The organism is Nitrospiria bacterium, assembly GCA_035517655.1.
Lineage (GTDB): Bacteria > Nitrospirota > Nitrospiria > JACQBZ01 > JACQBZ01 > JACQBZ01.
Map to the genome: position 1 here is coordinate 1 of DATIYJ010000016.1, position 15,932 is coordinate 15,932.

The following is a 15,932-nucleotide window of genomic DNA, read 5'->3' on the forward strand; positions in this document are numbered from 1 at the left end:
TCAAACAATGAATTGGGTCATTTAAAGATGAAGGACGCTATGTGGAAAGTTAGTCCCGAAGGAGAATTCCACTTTTCAGATAAAACTGATCCTAACCAGCTTGTTCTTTTAGAAAATGAGCCTACACCAACGCTAGAAAGAATCTTAGTTCAAAGGTTCGAGGGTCAAAGGACGACCGGCGACGATATCACACGATTTGTGGAAGATCAAACCGCATTTATCGGGAAACATAAAACAGCCGCTTTGAAACAACTTGAAACTAACAAACAAATACAGGTTGAACCCATTAAGACTGACGGTAAAAAGCGTAAAGGCAAGACTTACCCTGATGACTCGATAATAACTTTTATGAGATGAAATTTATTCGGCTGCATAAACTTATCGGGAGATTTGACGAATGGCACAGCTTTCACACATTGAATGGACCGAGGCGACCTGGAATCCTGTAACGGGCTGTTCAAAGATCAGTCCGGGGTGTAAGAATTGTTATGCCGAACGTCTGGCGAACCGGTTGGCTGCGATGGGCCAGGGCCGATATAGAAATGGATTCGATGTGACTCTGCACCATGATCTTGTTGATCTGCCACTGCGGTGGCGGCAACCTCGAATCATTTTTGTGAACTCGATGAGCGATCTCTTTCACGAAGATGTTCCCGACGCATTTATTATGCAGGTCTTCGATACGATGGTCGCCGCCCATTGGCACACTTTTCAGATTCTCACAAAGCGGTCTCAGCGACTTGCCGAGCTGGCCACACGTCTCCCGTGGCCTCAAAATGTTTGGATGGGAGTAAGCGTCGAATCAAGAAAGTACACGGCGCGAATTGCTGATTTACGAAAAGTTCCGGCAGCCGTACGGTTTCTATCGGTCGAGCCTCTTCTTGAACCGGTTCCCAATTTACCTCTGACGGGCATCGACTGGGTCATCGTCGGCGGGGAATCAGGACCGGGTTGCCGGGACATGAAAATTGACTGGGTAAGGCAGATTCGTGATCGCTGCGTTGTCCGTGACGTGCCGTTCTTCTTTAAGCAATGGGGAGGAGTTAGGAAAAAAACGTACGGTCGCATTTTAGACGGCCGCACGTGGGATCAGTTGCCTGCTCCGAAAATTCGTTTAAAACCCAAAACACTTTCTTTGAACGAAAGACGTATTAAGGATATTCCAGAACCCATCCTTCTCTAACCTGGCCTGCAAACTTTCATCAAGCATTTGTCCAACGCGGCGGTAAGGAGTAACCAATGGTAGCCATTAATCCGGTTGATTCCTACGATTGCACCAGATAGGCCGCGATGAAGACGATGACGAGGCCTAGCGCGAGAATCGTATCGGCGATGAAGGCCGCGGAGCGGACGGGCGCTTCGATTTGAGGTCCGGCGGGCTGGGAGGGAACGGGCGCCATCCCGACGTCGAGAATGGCCGTGAGGCCGATGACGAGCAGTACGAAAAACAATTTGAGCATGAGCCACGCGCCCCAGGTGGATTCGAGTCTTGCGGAGCCGCCTTCATGGAGCAGGAGGACGATCCCCGTGCCGAGGAGCATCGCGAGGCTGAGCCACCGGATCGTTTTGTAACGCGTTTCAATGCGGCTTAGAATCCCGACGAGCAGGTCCGGACTTTTGGACGGCGAGGCGGCGCGCGCGAGCGTCGGCTTCAGTACCAGACGGTAAAAGACCATGCCGCCGATCCAGGTGATGGCGGCCATGAGATGAACCCAAATGAGCAGTGTCGAGGCCATGGAAACTACAACGTTATAATGTCGTGATGTCGTACTGTTCGATGTGCAAATTGGCGTCGGCCTTGATGATCACCTTTTTGTGAAACTCCAGCTCCAACTCCTCGATGCTCTGCCGTTCCTCGTCGTAGAGAAGGTTGGCCACGTCCGGGTGGACCCCGATGATGATCTTTTTGCTCTTGGGCGAGACGCCGATCTTCCGAATCTCGCGGAACAGTTCATGGCAGACCGTCACGGGCGACTTGGTGTAGCCGCGTCCCTCGCAATAGCCGCAGGGCTCGCACATGATGCGCAACAAATCCTCCCGCACGCGCTCGCGCGACATCTCGACCAGCCCGAGCTCGGAGATCCGGAGAATGCGGCTCTTCGCCCGGTCTTTGCTCAGGGCTTCCTGAAGCGTGTTGTAGACCTTGTCCCGGTTCCGTTCCCGCTCCATGTCGATGAAATCGATGACGATGATCCCGCCGATGTTCCGGAGCCGCAACTGGTAGGCGATCTCCTTCACCGCCTCCAGATTGGTTTTTAAGATGGTGTCCTCCAAATGCCGTTTGCCCACGAAGCGTCCGGTGTTGACGTCGATCACCGTGAGGGCCTCGGTATGATCGATCACGATGTACCCGCCGGATTTGAGCCACACTTTTCGACCGAGCGCCTTGGAAATTTCAAGCTCGATCTCCAGGTTGTCGAACAGGGGTTCTTCATGATCGTACAGTTCGACGCGCGAACTCAACACGGGCATGAAGGTGTTGACGAATTCCTTGATCCGGTCGTATTCCGGTTTGGCGTCCACGATCAGCCGGTCCACCTTGTGGGTGAAGAGGTCCCGGATCGTCCGAAAAACCAGGTCGAGGTCGTTGTGGAGCATGGCCGGGGCGGACAGCGCTTCCTTTTTCTTCAGGAGGTTCTTCCAGACCAGATCCAGAAAGGCCATGTCGGCGCGGACTTCCTCCTCCGTCATTCCCTCGGTGACCGTGCGGACGATGTAGCCGGTTCCGGGTTTCCGCAGCCGGTAGATCAGGTCCTTGAGTCTCCCGCGTTCCTCGTCCCGGCCGATGCGTCGCGAAACGCCCACGTGGTTCACGTTGGGCATGAAGACGAGGTAGCGCCCCGGCAGGGAAACGTACATCGTCACGCGGGGCCCCTTGGTCCCCATCGGCTCCTTCGTCACCTGGACCATGACCTCCTGCCCTTCCTGCAGCAAATCCTCGATGGACTTGCTTCCGGAGCGGCGCGGCCTCGGGCGGGCGGGTTCGCGGGACTCGGTTTCCTGGGATCCGCGTTCGGGGCTTTCCAGGTCGACCGGCGGTCCCTCGCCTCCCTCGCCGAGACCGCCCGAGGGCGACGGGGGCTCCATCGCGGCGGGATCGGCGGCTTGAACCTCGTCGGAGGGTTCCGCCGGCGGCTCTATTTTTGTCTCGGTTTTTTCTTCTTCGGCCTCCTCGAGGAAGCGGGAATAGTCGTCCGCATTGAACGTGATGTCGTCGACATAGAGAAAGGCCGCCCGTTCCTGACCGATGTCCACAAAAGCGGCCTGCATCCCGGGCAGGACCTTGACCACGCGGCCCTTGTAGACGTTTCCGACGATCCCCTGGTCTTTTCGACGGTCGATGTAGAGTTCCGTGACCACGCGGTTTTCCAGAACGGCCACGCGGGTCTCTTCCCGGGCCGCGTTGATGACGATTTCGTTTGCCATGGTTTATTCCTTTATTTAGAGGGGCTCGCGTCGCCCCCTCCGGCGGCTTGGCCACCGGAGCTTCCCCCTCTCGCTCGCTTGGCTCGCTGGGTCGGCGCCCTCCGAGCGGGGAGATTCACCTGTTTCAATAAAATAGCATAAAGCGGCGCATTTTGATATTCAATAACAGTCCCAGCCCGGCCATGGTCGTCAGGATGGAATTCCCCCCGTAGCTCATCAGCGGAAGAGGGACGCCCACGACCGGCGCCACGCCCAGGGTCATGCCGACATTCACGGCCAGGTAAAACACCAGCATCGAGACCACGCCCACCGCCAAAAAAACACCCAAGTGGTCTTTGGCCTTGTAGGCGACGTCGATCCCCCACCAGATCAAGAGGAAGTACAACGTCAACAACACGAACACGCCCACAAAACCCCACTCTTCGGCGAAGACCGAAAACACAAAATCGGTGTGACCCTCCGGCAAAAATTTCAGCTGGCTTTGCGTCCCGCCGAACAGCCCTTTGCCGAAGAAGCCCCCGGATCCGATGGCGATTTTTGACTGAAGAGCATGATAGCCGCGACCCGTCGGATCCACGGCCGGGTTGATGAAGGCGATGAGCCGATTGCGCTGATACGGCTTGAGGACGACCCAGAAAATCTCCCAGATAAACGGAAAGGCCATGAGCGAAAGGAGGATCGAGAAGCCCGCCGTTTTCGAACGCAGCCCGACCAGGGCGACCATCACCGTCGGAATAAAGAGGAGGACGAGGGCGGTCCCCAGATCGGGCTGTTTCAGCACCAGGAGCAGCGGCCCGCCCACCCATAAGACCGGCACCAGCAACTCCCGGAGGCTCAGGCCCCGGGGATGGGATCGGGCGGCGAAGTATCTCGCCAGAACCAGGATGACGATCAGTTTAATCCATTCCGAAGGCTGCAGATCGAAAGCGCCCAACGCGATCCAACGGCGGGCTCCCATGCCGGTTCGTCCGATCAGAAGCACCAGGATCAACAATACGACCCCGGCCGCGTAGAAGAAGGTGCCAAATCGCGCGATCTCGTGGTAGTCGATCGAGGCCGCGATGAAAAAGACCGCCAGGCCGATCAGGATCCAGATCACCTGTTTGGTATATATGGATCCGTGGCTTTTGGGCGCGACGGTGTAGGTGACGGTGTAGATCGAAAGGACCCCCAGGCCCAGGATCAGGAGTACGACGACGACGAACCACGCGTCAAAGCTGTTGATGAATCTCCGGTCGATCATTTTTCAGGTACTCCTCAATCACCCGCTTGGCGGGCGGCGCGGCCGTTTCCCCGCCGTGGCCGCCGTGTTCGATTAAGACCGCCACCGCGATCTGGGGATCCTCCACCGGCGCAAAGGCGATGAACCAGGCGTGGTCTTGAAGTTCCTTGGGGAGGGAGGACGTTTGAACCCCCAGTTTTTCTTCCACGACCTGGGCGGTTCCGGTTTTCCCGCCGATCGATGTGATCGTCGATCGGGCGGAGGCCCCGGTGCCGTGCGGTTCCGAGACCACGCCGCTTAACGCCTGGCGGATCGCGTCGAAAGTTCCTTGAGCCAACTCCACCTTCCCGAGTTGCACCGGTGGAAATTCGAACAGCCGCCCGGTGGCCCGGTCCCGGATGGCTTTGATCAAATGGGGCTGGTATCGGACGCCCGACATGGCCACGGTCGCGATGAGGTCCGCCAGTTGAAGCGGCGTCACCGTGACGAAGCCCTGCCCGATGGCGGCCGAAAGGGTCTCTCCCGGAAACCAGGGTTCCCCCTTGGTACGGAGTTTCCATTGAGACGTGGGGATGACGCCCGATTTTTCCGAGGTCAACTCGATGCCGGTGGGCTGTCCCAGTCCATAGCGGAAGGCGTAGTCGGCCAGGCGGTCGATCCCAACCCGTCGCCCCATCTCGTAAAAATAAACATCGCAGGACTGGACGATGGCGGAATGCAGATCCATCTCGCCGTGGCCGCCTCGTTTCCAGTCTTTGTAGACCCGTCGGCCGAACAGCATTCCGCCCGTGCAAAGGATCTGCTCTTCCGGCGAGACCTCTTTCGTTTCCAAGGCCGCGGACGAGACGACCAGCTTGAAGGTGGAGCCCGGGGGATACTGGCCCTGGATGGCCCGGTTGGTCAGAGGGTGGCCCGGATCGGAAGAGAGCGCCTCCCAGTCGGCGGTCGACAGGCTTTGCGACAGCTGGTTGGGATCGAACGCGGGATGGCTGACCATGGCCAATACCTCGCCGTTGCGGGGGTTGATCGCGACGATGGTTCCGGCCTCTTTTCCCAGAGCGTCCTCGGCCACTTTTTGAAGATTCAGATCAATGGTCAAGTACAGGTCGTTGCCGGACGCAGGGTCCTGAACGCGAAGGACCTTCATTTCGTGACCGACGGCGTCCACTTCAATGATTCTTTGTCCGACCACTCCTCGAATGTGGGTGTCGTAGGTCTTTTCAATCCCGCTTTGGCCCACGGAGGTGCCGGGAAGCACATCCTCGTTTTCGGGGTCCTGGAGCTGCGCCGGCGAGATCTCCCCCACGTAGCCCAGCACATGGGCCGCCAAGGGTCCGTACAAATAGTTCCGTTGGGGTTCGGGCGCGATGATCGTTCCGGCCAGGTCCAGCCGGTGCGATTCGATCAGCGCCACTTCTTTTAACGACAGGCCCTCCTTGATTTTCATCGGCATGTAGGGGACGTTGTTCTTGTGCGAGCTGATCTTGCGGTCCAGCTCGCCGCGGTCCATCTGAAGGAAACGGGCCAACTGATCCAGCACGCCTTTTTTATTCGAAATATCCTCCAACACCAGGTAGAGGTTGAAACTCGGCACGTTGTTGGCCAGCAGATGGCCGTGACGGTCGAAAATCAAACCGCGGGGAGGCTGGATGTACACCACCCGGACGCGGTTGTTCTCGGACTGTTCCTTGTAGAAACTGGCCTTGGTGACCTGGAGGTACCAGGCCCGCATGAGCAGGGCCATAAAGATCGCGACGATCCCGATCATCAGATAACCGAGTCGGTTCTGAAGTTCCTTGGGATTATCGGAAGACGTATCGAGATCCATGCCGAAGACTCACTCCGCCTTGGAAGGAAACGGGCTTCCTTCCAACCAGGGCCGGCGGATGTTCAGCCGCCGGACGACGACCCAGAACACCAAACCCCCGACCAGGCTGTTGTACAGCGCCTCGGGGAGGAGGGTCCAACGAAAGGCCTCCGCGAAGGGGATCTCCCCCAACACGAGTTCATGGAAAAAATAGCCGAATAGGCCGGACAGCAAAGACAACAAAAGGACCAATCCCATGGTCAGTGCGCCCGTCGCATTCAGAAAAAATCGGCCCAGCAGGCCGGACAACAAACCGACCGTCGCCTTGGTGGCGATTTGGAGACCGAAAGGCCCCCCCGAAAAAAGATCCATCAGCGCCCCCATCAACCATCCGATCATGAACCCCTTCATCTCCCCGGCGTAAAAACCCGTGAAATAGATCAGAAGCAAGGCCAGGTCCGGTTTGACGGCGTGCAGGCCGACGGCCTGAAGCCAGGTCGTTTGAATCGGAAGCAACAACAAGACAAGGACGGCGTAAATCCAACGGTTCATTTTTTATTTTGCGGACCCGCCGCCGGCGAACTCGACCGGCCGGCCGGCGGGCTCCGGTCCTCCATGATGGAGGTGATGACCAGGACCTCTTCCAATTTTGAAAAGTCCACGCTGGGAACCACCTCGGCCTGCTGAAAAAGGTCCAGGTCCTTTTTGGTCACGCGCCCCAGGGTGCCGATCGGGAGCCCTTTGGGAAAGTTGCCCGTAAGGCCGGAAGTCAAAACGAGATCGCCTTCCTTCAGGTCCGCCAGCAGGGAAAGATATTTGATCCGGGCGAGTCCTCGTTCCGTTCCCTGGACCAACCCCTCATCCCGGGTGCGCTGGATCAGCGCGGCCACGGCGCTGTTGCGATCGGTCACGAGCAGGACCTGCGAGAGGGTCGGGTCGGTTTTAATGACCCGGCCCACCACCCCGGCGGGGTTGATGACGCCCATATCGATCGCAACGCCGTCCCGGGTTCCTTTATCGATCGTCAGGGTTCGATACCAGTTCGACGGATCGCGCCCGATGACCGAAGCCGGCACCATCGAATAGGCATTCGCCTTTTTAAAGTCGAGGAGCAGCCGGAGCCGTTCATCGGCCTGAGCGGCCTCTTGGAGCCGGAGGTTTTCGCTTTGCAGCCTGGCCAGGTCTTGTTTTAGAACCCCGTTTTCCCGTTGAACGGAGATCAAGTTGATATATCCCCTCCAGACATTCGCGAAGCCGTCGCTCGTCCGGGCCAGGCCTTTTTGCAACCCCGAAACGAGGAAGACCACGGGACGGCCCAGGAAGTAAACGGGGCGTTTCTGCAACTCCGGAAAAAGGAGCACCGCGACGAAAAGAACCGTCAGAAGGAGGATGATGAACCGTTTGTAATTTATAATCTGCCGAAGCATGTTCTCATGAACCGCATCCTTTGGAAGAGTCGTCGTCTTGATCCGGCGGGACGTTCCTGGATTTATTGCGACATGATGGTCACTTTTTTAAGCAGATCGAGTTCATCCAGCACCTTGCCCGTTCCCAACACGACCGTCGTGAGCGGATTCTCGACCGTGATGACCGGAAGGTTGGTCTCTTCCCGGAGCCGGATGTCCATGCCGCGGAGCAGCGATCCTCCGCCGGTCAACACGATCCCCCGGTCGATGATGTCCCCCGCCAGTTCGGGCGGCGTGTTTTCCAGGGCCACTTTGATGGCGTTCACGATGGCGCTGATCGGTTCGGACAACGCCTCGCGGATTTCGCTGTCGTCCATGACCAGCGTTTTGGGAATGCCGGAGATGAGATCCCGTCCCTTGATCGTGATGGTCTTTCGTTCCTCCAGCGGGAAGGCCGATCCGATTTCAAACTTGATCTGTTCCGCCATCGGCTCGCCGATGAGCAGATTGTATTTCCGTTTGATGTAATTCATGATCGCCTCGTCCATCTTGTCCCCGGCCACCTTGACCGACTCGCTGTACACGATCCCGGCCAGGGAAATGACGGCCACGTCGGTCGTCCCGCCGCCGATGTCCACCACCATGTTTCCGGAAGGTTCGGCGATCGGCAGCCCGGCTCCGATGGCGGCCGCGACGGGTTGTTCGATGAGATAAACCTCGCGGGCGCCGGCCAGCTGCGCCGAGTCCCGGACGGCGCGTTTCTCCACCTGCGTGATCCGCGAGGGAACGCCGATCACGATTCGGGGGCGGACGAACGTGCTGCGGTTGTGCGTTTTGGTGATAAAATGGCTGAGCATTTTTTCCGCGATTTCGAAATCGGCGATCACGCCGTCTTTCATGGGCCGGATCGCGACGATGTTTCCGGGCGTCCGACCGAGCATCTTCTTCGCCTCGGCCCCGACGGCCAGGACCTTGCTGGTCTTCCGGTCGATCGCGACCACGGAGGGCTCGTTGATGACGATCCCTTTCCCTTTGAGATAAACGAGGGTATTGGCCGTACCCAGATCAATCGCCAGGTCGTTCGAAAACCACCCCAGAATATTGTCTACAGCGCCCACACAGGCCTCCTCTCAAAAATTAAGATTCCTCCTTGCTTCCACGGTTGAAGATCTCCTCGGCGCCGGGACCGCGGGCCGCCCCGGGGGCATCCCCCACGCGCGGCGGACGCTGATCGATGACCTGGGTTTTGGCGATCTCGTCTCCCGCGCGCTGTCCATGCAGATTGCCGATCACCAGAAGCGCCTCGATCACGACAATTCCGCAGGCCAGCAGCCAGCCGATGTACGGTATGATCAGACAGAGGTAAGCCGTCGTAAAGGGAGTATTGCGCAGAATGGACTCCCGGAAAGAAACCGCCGCCCCGCTATCGAACTGAAGGACCTGTAGACCGATCAGCCGTTTTCCGACGCTCTGTCCGTGAAATAAGCCATCCGCGATCAGGAGATAGGTCATTCCGGCGAAGAAACCGACCGGCGGGATCAGCCGGGCCATGGCCGCGACAATCAAGAAATCGATGAACTTCGCGATAAAACGGTGAATCACGTCCGCTTTCGGAAATCCTCCCTCCGAATCCGGACCTTGCTCATCAGCCTCGGTCACGACGACCCATCTCCCGGAATCCTCCACGACCGTATGATTCCCAAGAACAATTCATTATATCAGATTGGAGTTTTTTTTCAAGGCGACCCGTTGCTTTTCTTGAAAAAAGAGGCTATGATCAAACCGCGGGAGTAGAGAAAGCGGATGCTGAAGATTTTACGCAAAGGCGCGGTTGAGAACCCTTGGATCTACCGCACCATTATGTTTCTGATCGCGGCCACCTTTATCATCAGCATGGGGTGGTGGGGCTTTTCGGGCGCCACCCGTACGCCCTACGTGGCCCAGATCGATCAAGTCCGGATTTCGCTGACGGAATACAATCGCTACAAGGAAAACGCCTACCGTTACTATCGGGACCTGCTCAAGGAAAATTTCAAAGAAGATCTGGTCAAACAGCTGGTGATCAACAGCTTGGTCGAACGGCAGCTGTGGTTGAAGCTGGCCCGGGAAATGGGGCTGTCGGTCGGGGTGGACGAATTACGAGAGAGCATTACCCAGGACGCCTCGTTCCATGACGAGCAGGGCCGCTTCGATCCCGACCGCTACCAGTTCTTTCTATCGCGCAGTCACACCGCGGCGGACGAGTTCGAGCAGTCCGTTCGGGAAGATTTGCTGATCACTAAAGCCAAACTGGCCCTTCAGGACGGGATCCTCTTGACGAATCAGGAGACGGTGGAGGCGAAGGCCTCGGTCACGGATCCGAAATTGACCCCCGATAAACGGCTTGAGGAAGAGACCAAAGCCGTCGAGCAGGCCCTGGTCCGGAAACAACAGCGGGTTGTGATGTCCGCCTTGAATCGAGTCCGGGCCGCGACACGGATCGAGGTTAAGAACCAGGTTCTTTAGCGCCGGTCCCGGTCCGGAGAGGCGCGGCGGGTCGTTGCAAGCGGCCTCGGTTGATCGAATGCCCAGGGGAGGATGAACCGTGGCCGAGATGCAACTTCGGGGCAAGGGCATCGCCGCGGTAGCGCGGGATGTGGCGGAAGGGTTTTTCACCATCAACCCCTTGGTGCTCAAGAAGTTTGATCCCGAGGGCGTCAAGGCCCTCCATCAACAGCTCCGGAAGCTGCAGAAGGAGGTTCGAGGCGAGGAATTCCCGCTCCATGACGCCTTGGCCATCCGGCACCGGAATACCCGCCTTCAGCGTCTTTACAGCGCCATAACGATCCTCGAGCACACCGCGAAGGAACGAAAAATCCGTTTATAGTCCCGTCCTACTCTTTGGCGACGTAAACCGTCAACCGTTCCTGCCTCGACAAGCGCCGCGTCATTTCCCGGGCCGCCTCCCGTTGTTTAAAATGTCCGACCCGAACGCGGTACCACGTTCCCCGTTTCGGTATAACGTACGAAAGGACGAAAGCGGGGTAGCCCTTTCGCCGGAGGCGGTCCGCCAACGCCTGGGCGGTGGCCCGGTCCCGGATGGCGGCGACTTGAACGGTGTAGCCGCCCGTGGGGTTCTGTGGAGACACCGACCCGGTATTCGGGGACCCAACCGCGGGGGACGGGCTTCCGGCGTGGGTGGTTGTCTTATCGATCAGCCCCACGCGCGGTGCGCCGCGCTGCTCCAGGGTGTCGTAAAACGTGAAGGTCTCGGGCGCGGGTTCCCCCGACGGTCGTCCGGTCGATGGAGCCGGCGGGACGGGCGCGGCGCTCGGAGTTCTTGGAGCCGCCCTAAGCGAAGGTTCGCGAAGCGCGCTTTGAACCGGCGATCGTTGTTCCAGCGAGATGAGAACCACCACCAGCAGAAGGGCCGTAACCAGCCCGCCCGCCAGGAAGAGGACCAGCCGGCCTTTCGAAGGTGGGCGTCCCCGCCGCAATCTTCTGGGGGTTCGTTTCATGTCTTCCTACACGATCAGCATCGCGTCGCCGTAACTTAAAAAACGGTACCGGACCCTCAAGGCCTCGGCGTAGGCTTGTTTCGCCTGCGCGAGTCCCGCAAAGGCCGAGACCAGCATCAGCAGCGTGGACTTGGGAAGATGAAAATTCGTCACCAGAGCGTCGACGGCTTGAAATGAAAACCCGGGCGTGATAAACAGGTCGGTCCGTCCCGACCGGGCCTGAAAGCGGCCGTTTTTCCCGATCGCCGATTCGAGAACGCGCGTGGCCGTCGTGCCGACGGCCATGATCCGGCCGTTCTTTCGGCGGGCTTCTTCCAGGGCCTCGACCGCGGCGGGGCCGATTTCAAACCGCTCCGAATCCATTCGATGCTCCCGGATGTCCTCGCAACGAACCGGCCGGAACGTTCCCGGGCCGACATGCAGCGTGACCGAGACCACCGTCACCCCGCGCGCGCGGATCCGGTCCAGAAGGTTCTCCGTGAAATGGAGGCCGGCCGTCGGCGCGGCCACGGATCCCGGGGCCATGGCGTAGACCGTCTGGTAGCGCCGCCGGTCCTCCGGCCCGGGACTCCGCCGGATGTAAGGAGGGAGCGGCGGCGCGCCCAGGCGGTTGAGCGTCGCTTCGACGGCCTCTTCGCCGATCCATTCCAGAACCTTTCGGCCCTTCCCGAGGTTTTGACGGACCACGGCCGTCTCCGCCCCGTCAAACGCGATCGCCTGGCCCACCGCGACCGATCCGCGGACGAGGGCCTCCCACTGTTTCAGCCCGGCCGCTTCCCCAAGCATCAGCAACTCGACCTTCCCGCCGCCGGGTATTTTGCGGCCCTGCAGGCGGGCCGGGATCACCCGCGTGTCGTTGACGACGAGCACGTCCGGCGGCCGGAGGTAATCGGTCAGGTCCGAGAAGCGACGGTGCTCGATCCGTCCGGTCTCCCGGTGCAGCACCATCAGACGCGCACGATCCCGATCGACCAACGGGGCCTGGGCGATGAGGGGCTCCTCCAGCGGATAATCGTAACTGGAGAGGCGGTATTCGGCCGGCAGGGTTTGCGTAATCATGGAGATGGCTCGGCCGCGTTGATGGAGGCATAGGGCTCCACGCGGACGCCCGGATAATAATATTTCAGGATCCGATCATACCGGTATCCCATCTCGGCCATTTCTTTCGCCCCCCACTGACAGAGCCCCACCCCGTGGCCGTACCCGTGGCCCTGGAGCTGGATCTCGCGCCCGATCTTCTCGATCCGAAAACGGGTGCTCGGCAGCTCGGTGTATCCCAGGATCCGTCGAAAATCCTCGGCTTTGAGGATCAGCTCTCCCCCGGAATGGATCAGACGGATCTCGCTGATCCGGCCGGCCTCGGTCCAACGGAAGGGGGTGAGCGACGCGATCGTTCCTATGGAATATCCGGCCGTCCGGAGAGCCTTTTGCACCGTGTCCATCGGAATGGACTTGCTCCATTGATAGTAAGGCGAATTCTGGTCGAAGGGGCAACTGACCCCCTTGAGATACGGGAGGTCGATTCCCCAAACGTCGACGGCGTTTTCCGTCGGACCGGCCGAAGTGGAATGATAGGCGGACAGGATCAATTGTCCGTCAAAGGTCAAGACCAGCCCCCGGGTTTCGGCCACGGCTTGATCGGCCAGAGGGTTTTCCTTCATGCGGCCGCCGTAAACCTGATCGGCCGTCGACGCCTGCACGTCGTATTCCTTTCCCAGGTTCGCCTGCCGCTGGTAGAGCGCATAGGTCCGCGCGATGACCGCCTGGACCTTCAGCGCTTCGGGATGCCAGTTGGGGGAGATCTCGAGCGGCACCACGCCCTTGAGATAGTCTTCAACGTCCAGTTCATTGATGAGACGGAGCTTGTCGTGGTAGAGGGCGATATGGAGGATGCCGCCATAGACTTGATCGTCGACATGAACCGCCCCGCTCCGGGAGGAAGCGACCAGCGTGCGCCGGTCGGTGGACTGGTTCTGAATGATCAGCCCCTGGGATCCGGCGGCGATCACGACCGAGCCTTTGAACCCTCCCGCGACCACATGGCCGTCCGTGTCCGTGAGGGTCAGATCCGGATTCCCGGAAACCGTGACGGACGGCAGGTCAGGCACAAGGGCGACCCGGATCGCCTCGCCCGCAAGGGCCGGACCTTGATGGAGGAGTCCCGCGGTCAGGAGCATGAGCGCCGCGGCCGTTTTGGGGTTCTTTAGCGCCGCATGGAGCGGCCGAATCAGGGCCGACACAAGGTCACCGACGGTTGAACAGCCACAGAATCAGGGAAAGGACCAGACTGAGCAGCAGGCCGGTGGCCAGGGGAAAGTAAAAGGTGAAGTGCTTCCGCTCGATGTAGATGTCGCCCGGCAGACGGCCCAGCCAGCCCGGGCCCGGAGATTTTCCGGCCCAGAACAGAACGCCGCCGACGAGGAGGATGACCGCGCCGATAAGAATTAAAAAGCGGCCGAGCGCGGCGAGGTCCGGCATCACGGTTCCCAAGTCCATAAGCGGGTCCTGTCCTGCGCAAGCCCCATCCGTCCTCACTCCATTTATCTTTCCGGGAGGGCCTGCCATCCCGGCCCGGCGGGGATCTTCCGTTCCGGGCGGATGGGGCGCCCCGCCTCCGGCCACCCGCTTATGTGGATTCGTTGCGCTGTGATCACGAAGCCGCTTGGATCAGCTTCTCCGCGATCTGGACGGCGTTCAGGGCCGCTCCCTTGCGAAGATTGTCCGCGACGATCCAGAGGTTCAGCCCCGCTTCGACCGAGGCGTCCTCGCGGATCCGCCCGACGTAAACCTCATCGGTGCCGGCGACCTCCAACGGCGTCGGGTAGACCTTGCGTTGCGGGTCGTCGAACACCAGCACGCCCGGCGCGGCCGCGAGCAGCGCCCGCGCTTCGTTGGCCGAAAGTTTCCGTTCGGTCTCGATATTCACCGCTTCGGAATGCGAGCGGAACACCGGCACGCGCACCGTCGTGGCCGAGATCCGGATCCGGTCGTCTTCCATGATCTTCCGGGTTTCGTTCGCCAGTTTCATCTCCTCCGACGAATACCCTTTTTCATCGAAGGACCCGATTTGCGGGAGCAGGTTGAAAGCGATCTGGAAGGGATAGACGCGGCAGACGGCCTCCCGGAAGGACAGAAGCGCCCGCGTCTGGTCCATCAATTCATCCATGGCCTCCTTCCCGGTTCCGGAAACCGATTGGTAACTCGACACCACGATCCGCTTGATCCGCGCGGCGTTGTGCAGGGGTTTCAAGGCCACGACCATCTGGATCGTCGAGCAGTTGGGGTTGGCGATGATGCCGTGATGTCGAAACGCCGCCTCGGGGTTCACCTCCGGGACGACCAGAGGCACGTCCGGGTTCATCCGCCACTCGGCGGAATTGTCGATGACCACCGCGCCGGCCGAAACCGCGACCGGGGCATACTCCCGGCTGACTTCCTCCCCGGCCGAGAACAAGGCGATGTCCACGCCGGCGAAGGAGTCCTTCGTCAGCAGATTGACCGTCAGGCTCCGGTCCCGGAAGGTCAAGGTCTCGCCCGCCGAACGTTCCGAGGCGAACAGGAGGCATTCCTTCACCGGGAATTTCCGTTCTTCGAGAACCTCGACCATTTCCCGGCCGACGGCCCCCGTCGCCCCGACGACGGCGACGACATAACTGTCTTTTTTCCTTAACATGGGTTTTGATCCTACGCCTTCATGACGCCGTTCAGTGTTGGCCCGAGCAGCGACCTCGGCTGAGGTTTGGGCTCCCGGCTTGGCGAAGGTCGCGGCCTTTGTTAAAAGGCAAATTTTGTGTGCATTACCTTCGCAAAATTTAGCGACCGAGCCTTAGTCCGGGTCAAACCGCAGCCGCCGGAGCGGGCCTACCTGAACAGAGTGTTACCTAATGTCACGCCTTCATGAGTTGCTTGACGACCCATTCGCCCATCTCTTTCGTGCCGACGAGCTGGGTCCCGGGCGCGGCGATGTCCGCGGTGCGGTAGCCCCGGTCCAGAACGCCGAGCACGGCCCCTTCGATCTCGTCCGCCGCCTTTTCCTGCCCGAAGGAATAGGCGAGCATCATCGCGGCCGACAGGATGGTGGCGAGCGGGTTCGCCTTGTCCTGCCCGGCGATGTCCGGCGCGCTGCCGTGAATCGGCTCGTACATCGCCGTGCGGCCGCCGAGGCTGGCCGAGGGCAGCATCCCGATCGAGCCGGTCAGCATCGCGGCCTCGTCGCTTAAGATGTCGCCGAACAGGTTGGTCGTGACGATGACATCGAATTGCCTCGGATTGCGGACCAACTGCATCGCGCAGTTGTCGACGTAAAGATGCGACAGTTCGACGTCCGGATAATTTTTATGAACGTCGATCACCACCCGGCGCCAGAGCGCCGAGGATTCCAGCACGTTGGCCTTGTCCACCGAGACGACCTTCCGGCGGCGCTTGCGCGCGGCCTCGAAGGCCGTCTTGGCGATGCGCGCGATCTCTTTCGTCGTGTAAACCTCGGTGTTGATGCCCCGCTCTTCATTGCGGTAAGGCTTGACGCCCCGCGGCTCTCCGAAATAAATTCCCCCGGTCAGCTCCCGGACGACCAG

At 59.7% G+C, this 15,932-nt stretch carries 18 protein-coding genes; 4 read left to right on the forward strand and 14 right to left on the reverse strand.

Annotated elements, in window-relative coordinates:
• Both VLY20_03355 and VLY20_03360 read left to right on the forward strand, forming a co-directional pair.
• The coding region (locus VLY20_03355) for a hypothetical protein (protein ID HUK55676.1) at nt 1-357 on the forward strand (357 nt) is incomplete at its 5' end.
• Between the two features lie 40 nt (nt 358-397).
• Nucleotides 398-1,183: a phage Gp37/Gp68 family protein gene (locus tag VLY20_03360; GenBank protein ID HUK55677.1), complete on the forward strand. Its 786-nt coding sequence runs from the start codon at nt 398-400 to the stop codon at nt 1,181-1,183.
• An 82-nt stretch (nt 1,184-1,265) separates the two neighbouring features.
• On the opposite strand, the gene VLY20_03365 is transcribed toward VLY20_03360, so the two are convergent.
• The 8 genes from VLY20_03365 to VLY20_03400 all read right to left on the reverse strand — a co-directional run bounded on the left by VLY20_03365 (nt 1,266) and on the right by VLY20_03400 (nt 9,520).
• Complete coding sequence (locus VLY20_03365; protein ID HUK55678.1) at nt 1,266-1,736, reverse strand: CopD family protein; 471 nt, start codon at nt 1,734-1,736, stop codon at nt 1,266-1,268.
• A 13-nt stretch (nt 1,737-1,749) separates the two neighbouring features.
• Entirely contained in the window at nt 1,750-3,426 is a 1,677-nt protein-coding gene (locus tag VLY20_03370; protein ID HUK55679.1) for an Rne/Rng family ribonuclease, read from the reverse strand.
• A 124-nt stretch (nt 3,427-3,550) separates the two neighbouring features.
• Nucleotides 3,551-4,669 (reverse strand): rod shape-determining protein RodA, encoded by a 1,119-nt coding sequence (rodA, locus tag VLY20_03375; protein HUK55680.1) that lies wholly within the window; start codon nt 4,667-4,669, stop codon nt 3,551-3,553.
• Complete coding sequence (gene mrdA / locus VLY20_03380) at nt 4,638-6,476, reverse strand: penicillin-binding protein 2 (protein ID HUK55681.1); 1,839 nt, start codon at nt 6,474-6,476, stop codon at nt 4,638-4,640. Before mrdA ends, rodA begins: the two co-directional genes overlap by 32 nt.
• A 9-nt stretch (nt 6,477-6,485) precedes the next feature.
• Nucleotides 6,486-7,007 (reverse strand): rod shape-determining protein MreD, encoded by a 522-nt coding sequence (gene mreD, locus VLY20_03385; GenBank protein HUK55682.1) that lies wholly within the window; start codon nt 7,005-7,007, stop codon nt 6,486-6,488.
• Nucleotides 7,004-7,882, reverse strand: a complete 879-nt coding sequence (mreC, locus tag VLY20_03390; GenBank protein ID HUK55683.1) for a rod shape-determining protein MreC — start codon at nt 7,880-7,882, stop codon at nt 7,004-7,006. The genes mreD and mreC overlap by 4 nt, the downstream gene beginning before the upstream one ends.
• A 62-nt stretch (nt 7,883-7,944) precedes the next feature.
• A complete protein-coding gene (locus VLY20_03395) occupies nt 7,945-8,979 on the reverse strand; it encodes a rod shape-determining protein (protein HUK55684.1) in 1,035 nt (344 codons plus the stop codon).
• Between the two features lie 19 nt (nt 8,980-8,998).
• Nucleotides 8,999-9,520 carry an RDD family protein gene (locus VLY20_03400; GenBank protein ID HUK55685.1) on the reverse strand — a complete coding sequence of 174 codons (522 nt, stop codon included), beginning with the start codon at nt 9,518-9,520 and terminating at the stop codon, nt 8,999-9,001.
• A gap of 144 nt (nt 9,521-9,664) precedes the next feature.
• Between VLY20_03400 and VLY20_03405 the strand changes: the two genes are divergently transcribed.
• Both VLY20_03405 and VLY20_03410 read left to right on the forward strand, forming a co-directional pair.
• The gene (locus VLY20_03405; GenBank protein ID HUK55686.1) at nt 9,665-10,366 is read left to right on the forward strand and encodes a SurA N-terminal domain-containing protein; all 702 of its coding nucleotides are present in this window, start codon (nt 9,665-9,667) and stop codon (nt 10,364-10,366) included.
• A gap of 79 nt (nt 10,367-10,445) precedes the next feature.
• Nucleotides 10,446-10,727 (forward strand): hypothetical protein, encoded by a 282-nt coding sequence (locus tag VLY20_03410; protein HUK55687.1) that lies wholly within the window; start codon nt 10,446-10,448, stop codon nt 10,725-10,727.
• Nucleotides 10,728-10,734: 7 nt separating this feature from the next.
• Here the strand turns inward: VLY20_03410 and VLY20_03415 are convergent, their stop codons facing one another.
• The 6 genes from VLY20_03415 to leuB form a co-directional block, all read right to left on the reverse strand.
• Entirely contained in the window at nt 10,735-11,358 is a 624-nt protein-coding gene (locus VLY20_03415; protein HUK55688.1) for an SPOR domain-containing protein, read from the reverse strand.
• 6 nt (nt 11,359-11,364) lie between these two features.
• Entirely contained in the window at nt 11,365-12,417 is a 1,053-nt protein-coding gene (gene queA / locus VLY20_03420) for a tRNA preQ1(34) S-adenosylmethionine ribosyltransferase-isomerase QueA (protein ID HUK55689.1), read from the reverse strand.
• Nucleotides 12,414-13,598, reverse strand: a complete 1,185-nt coding sequence (locus tag VLY20_03425; protein HUK55690.1) for a SpoIID/LytB domain-containing protein — start codon at nt 13,596-13,598, stop codon at nt 12,414-12,416. Before VLY20_03425 ends, queA begins: the two co-directional genes overlap by 4 nt.
• A gap of 4 nt (nt 13,599-13,602) precedes the next feature.
• Nucleotides 13,603-13,854 carry a DUF2905 domain-containing protein gene (locus tag VLY20_03430; protein ID HUK55691.1) on the reverse strand — a complete coding sequence of 84 codons (252 nt, stop codon included), beginning with the start codon at nt 13,852-13,854 and terminating at the stop codon, nt 13,603-13,605.
• 154 nt (nt 13,855-14,008) lie between these two features.
• A complete protein-coding gene (locus VLY20_03435) occupies nt 14,009-15,031 on the reverse strand; it encodes an aspartate-semialdehyde dehydrogenase (GenBank protein HUK55692.1) in 1,023 nt (340 codons plus the stop codon).
• 214 nt (nt 15,032-15,245) lie between these two features.
• Nucleotides 15,246-15,932 (reverse strand): 3-isopropylmalate dehydrogenase (gene leuB, locus VLY20_03440; protein ID HUK55693.1); only part of this gene is annotated, 687 nt, incomplete at its 5' end.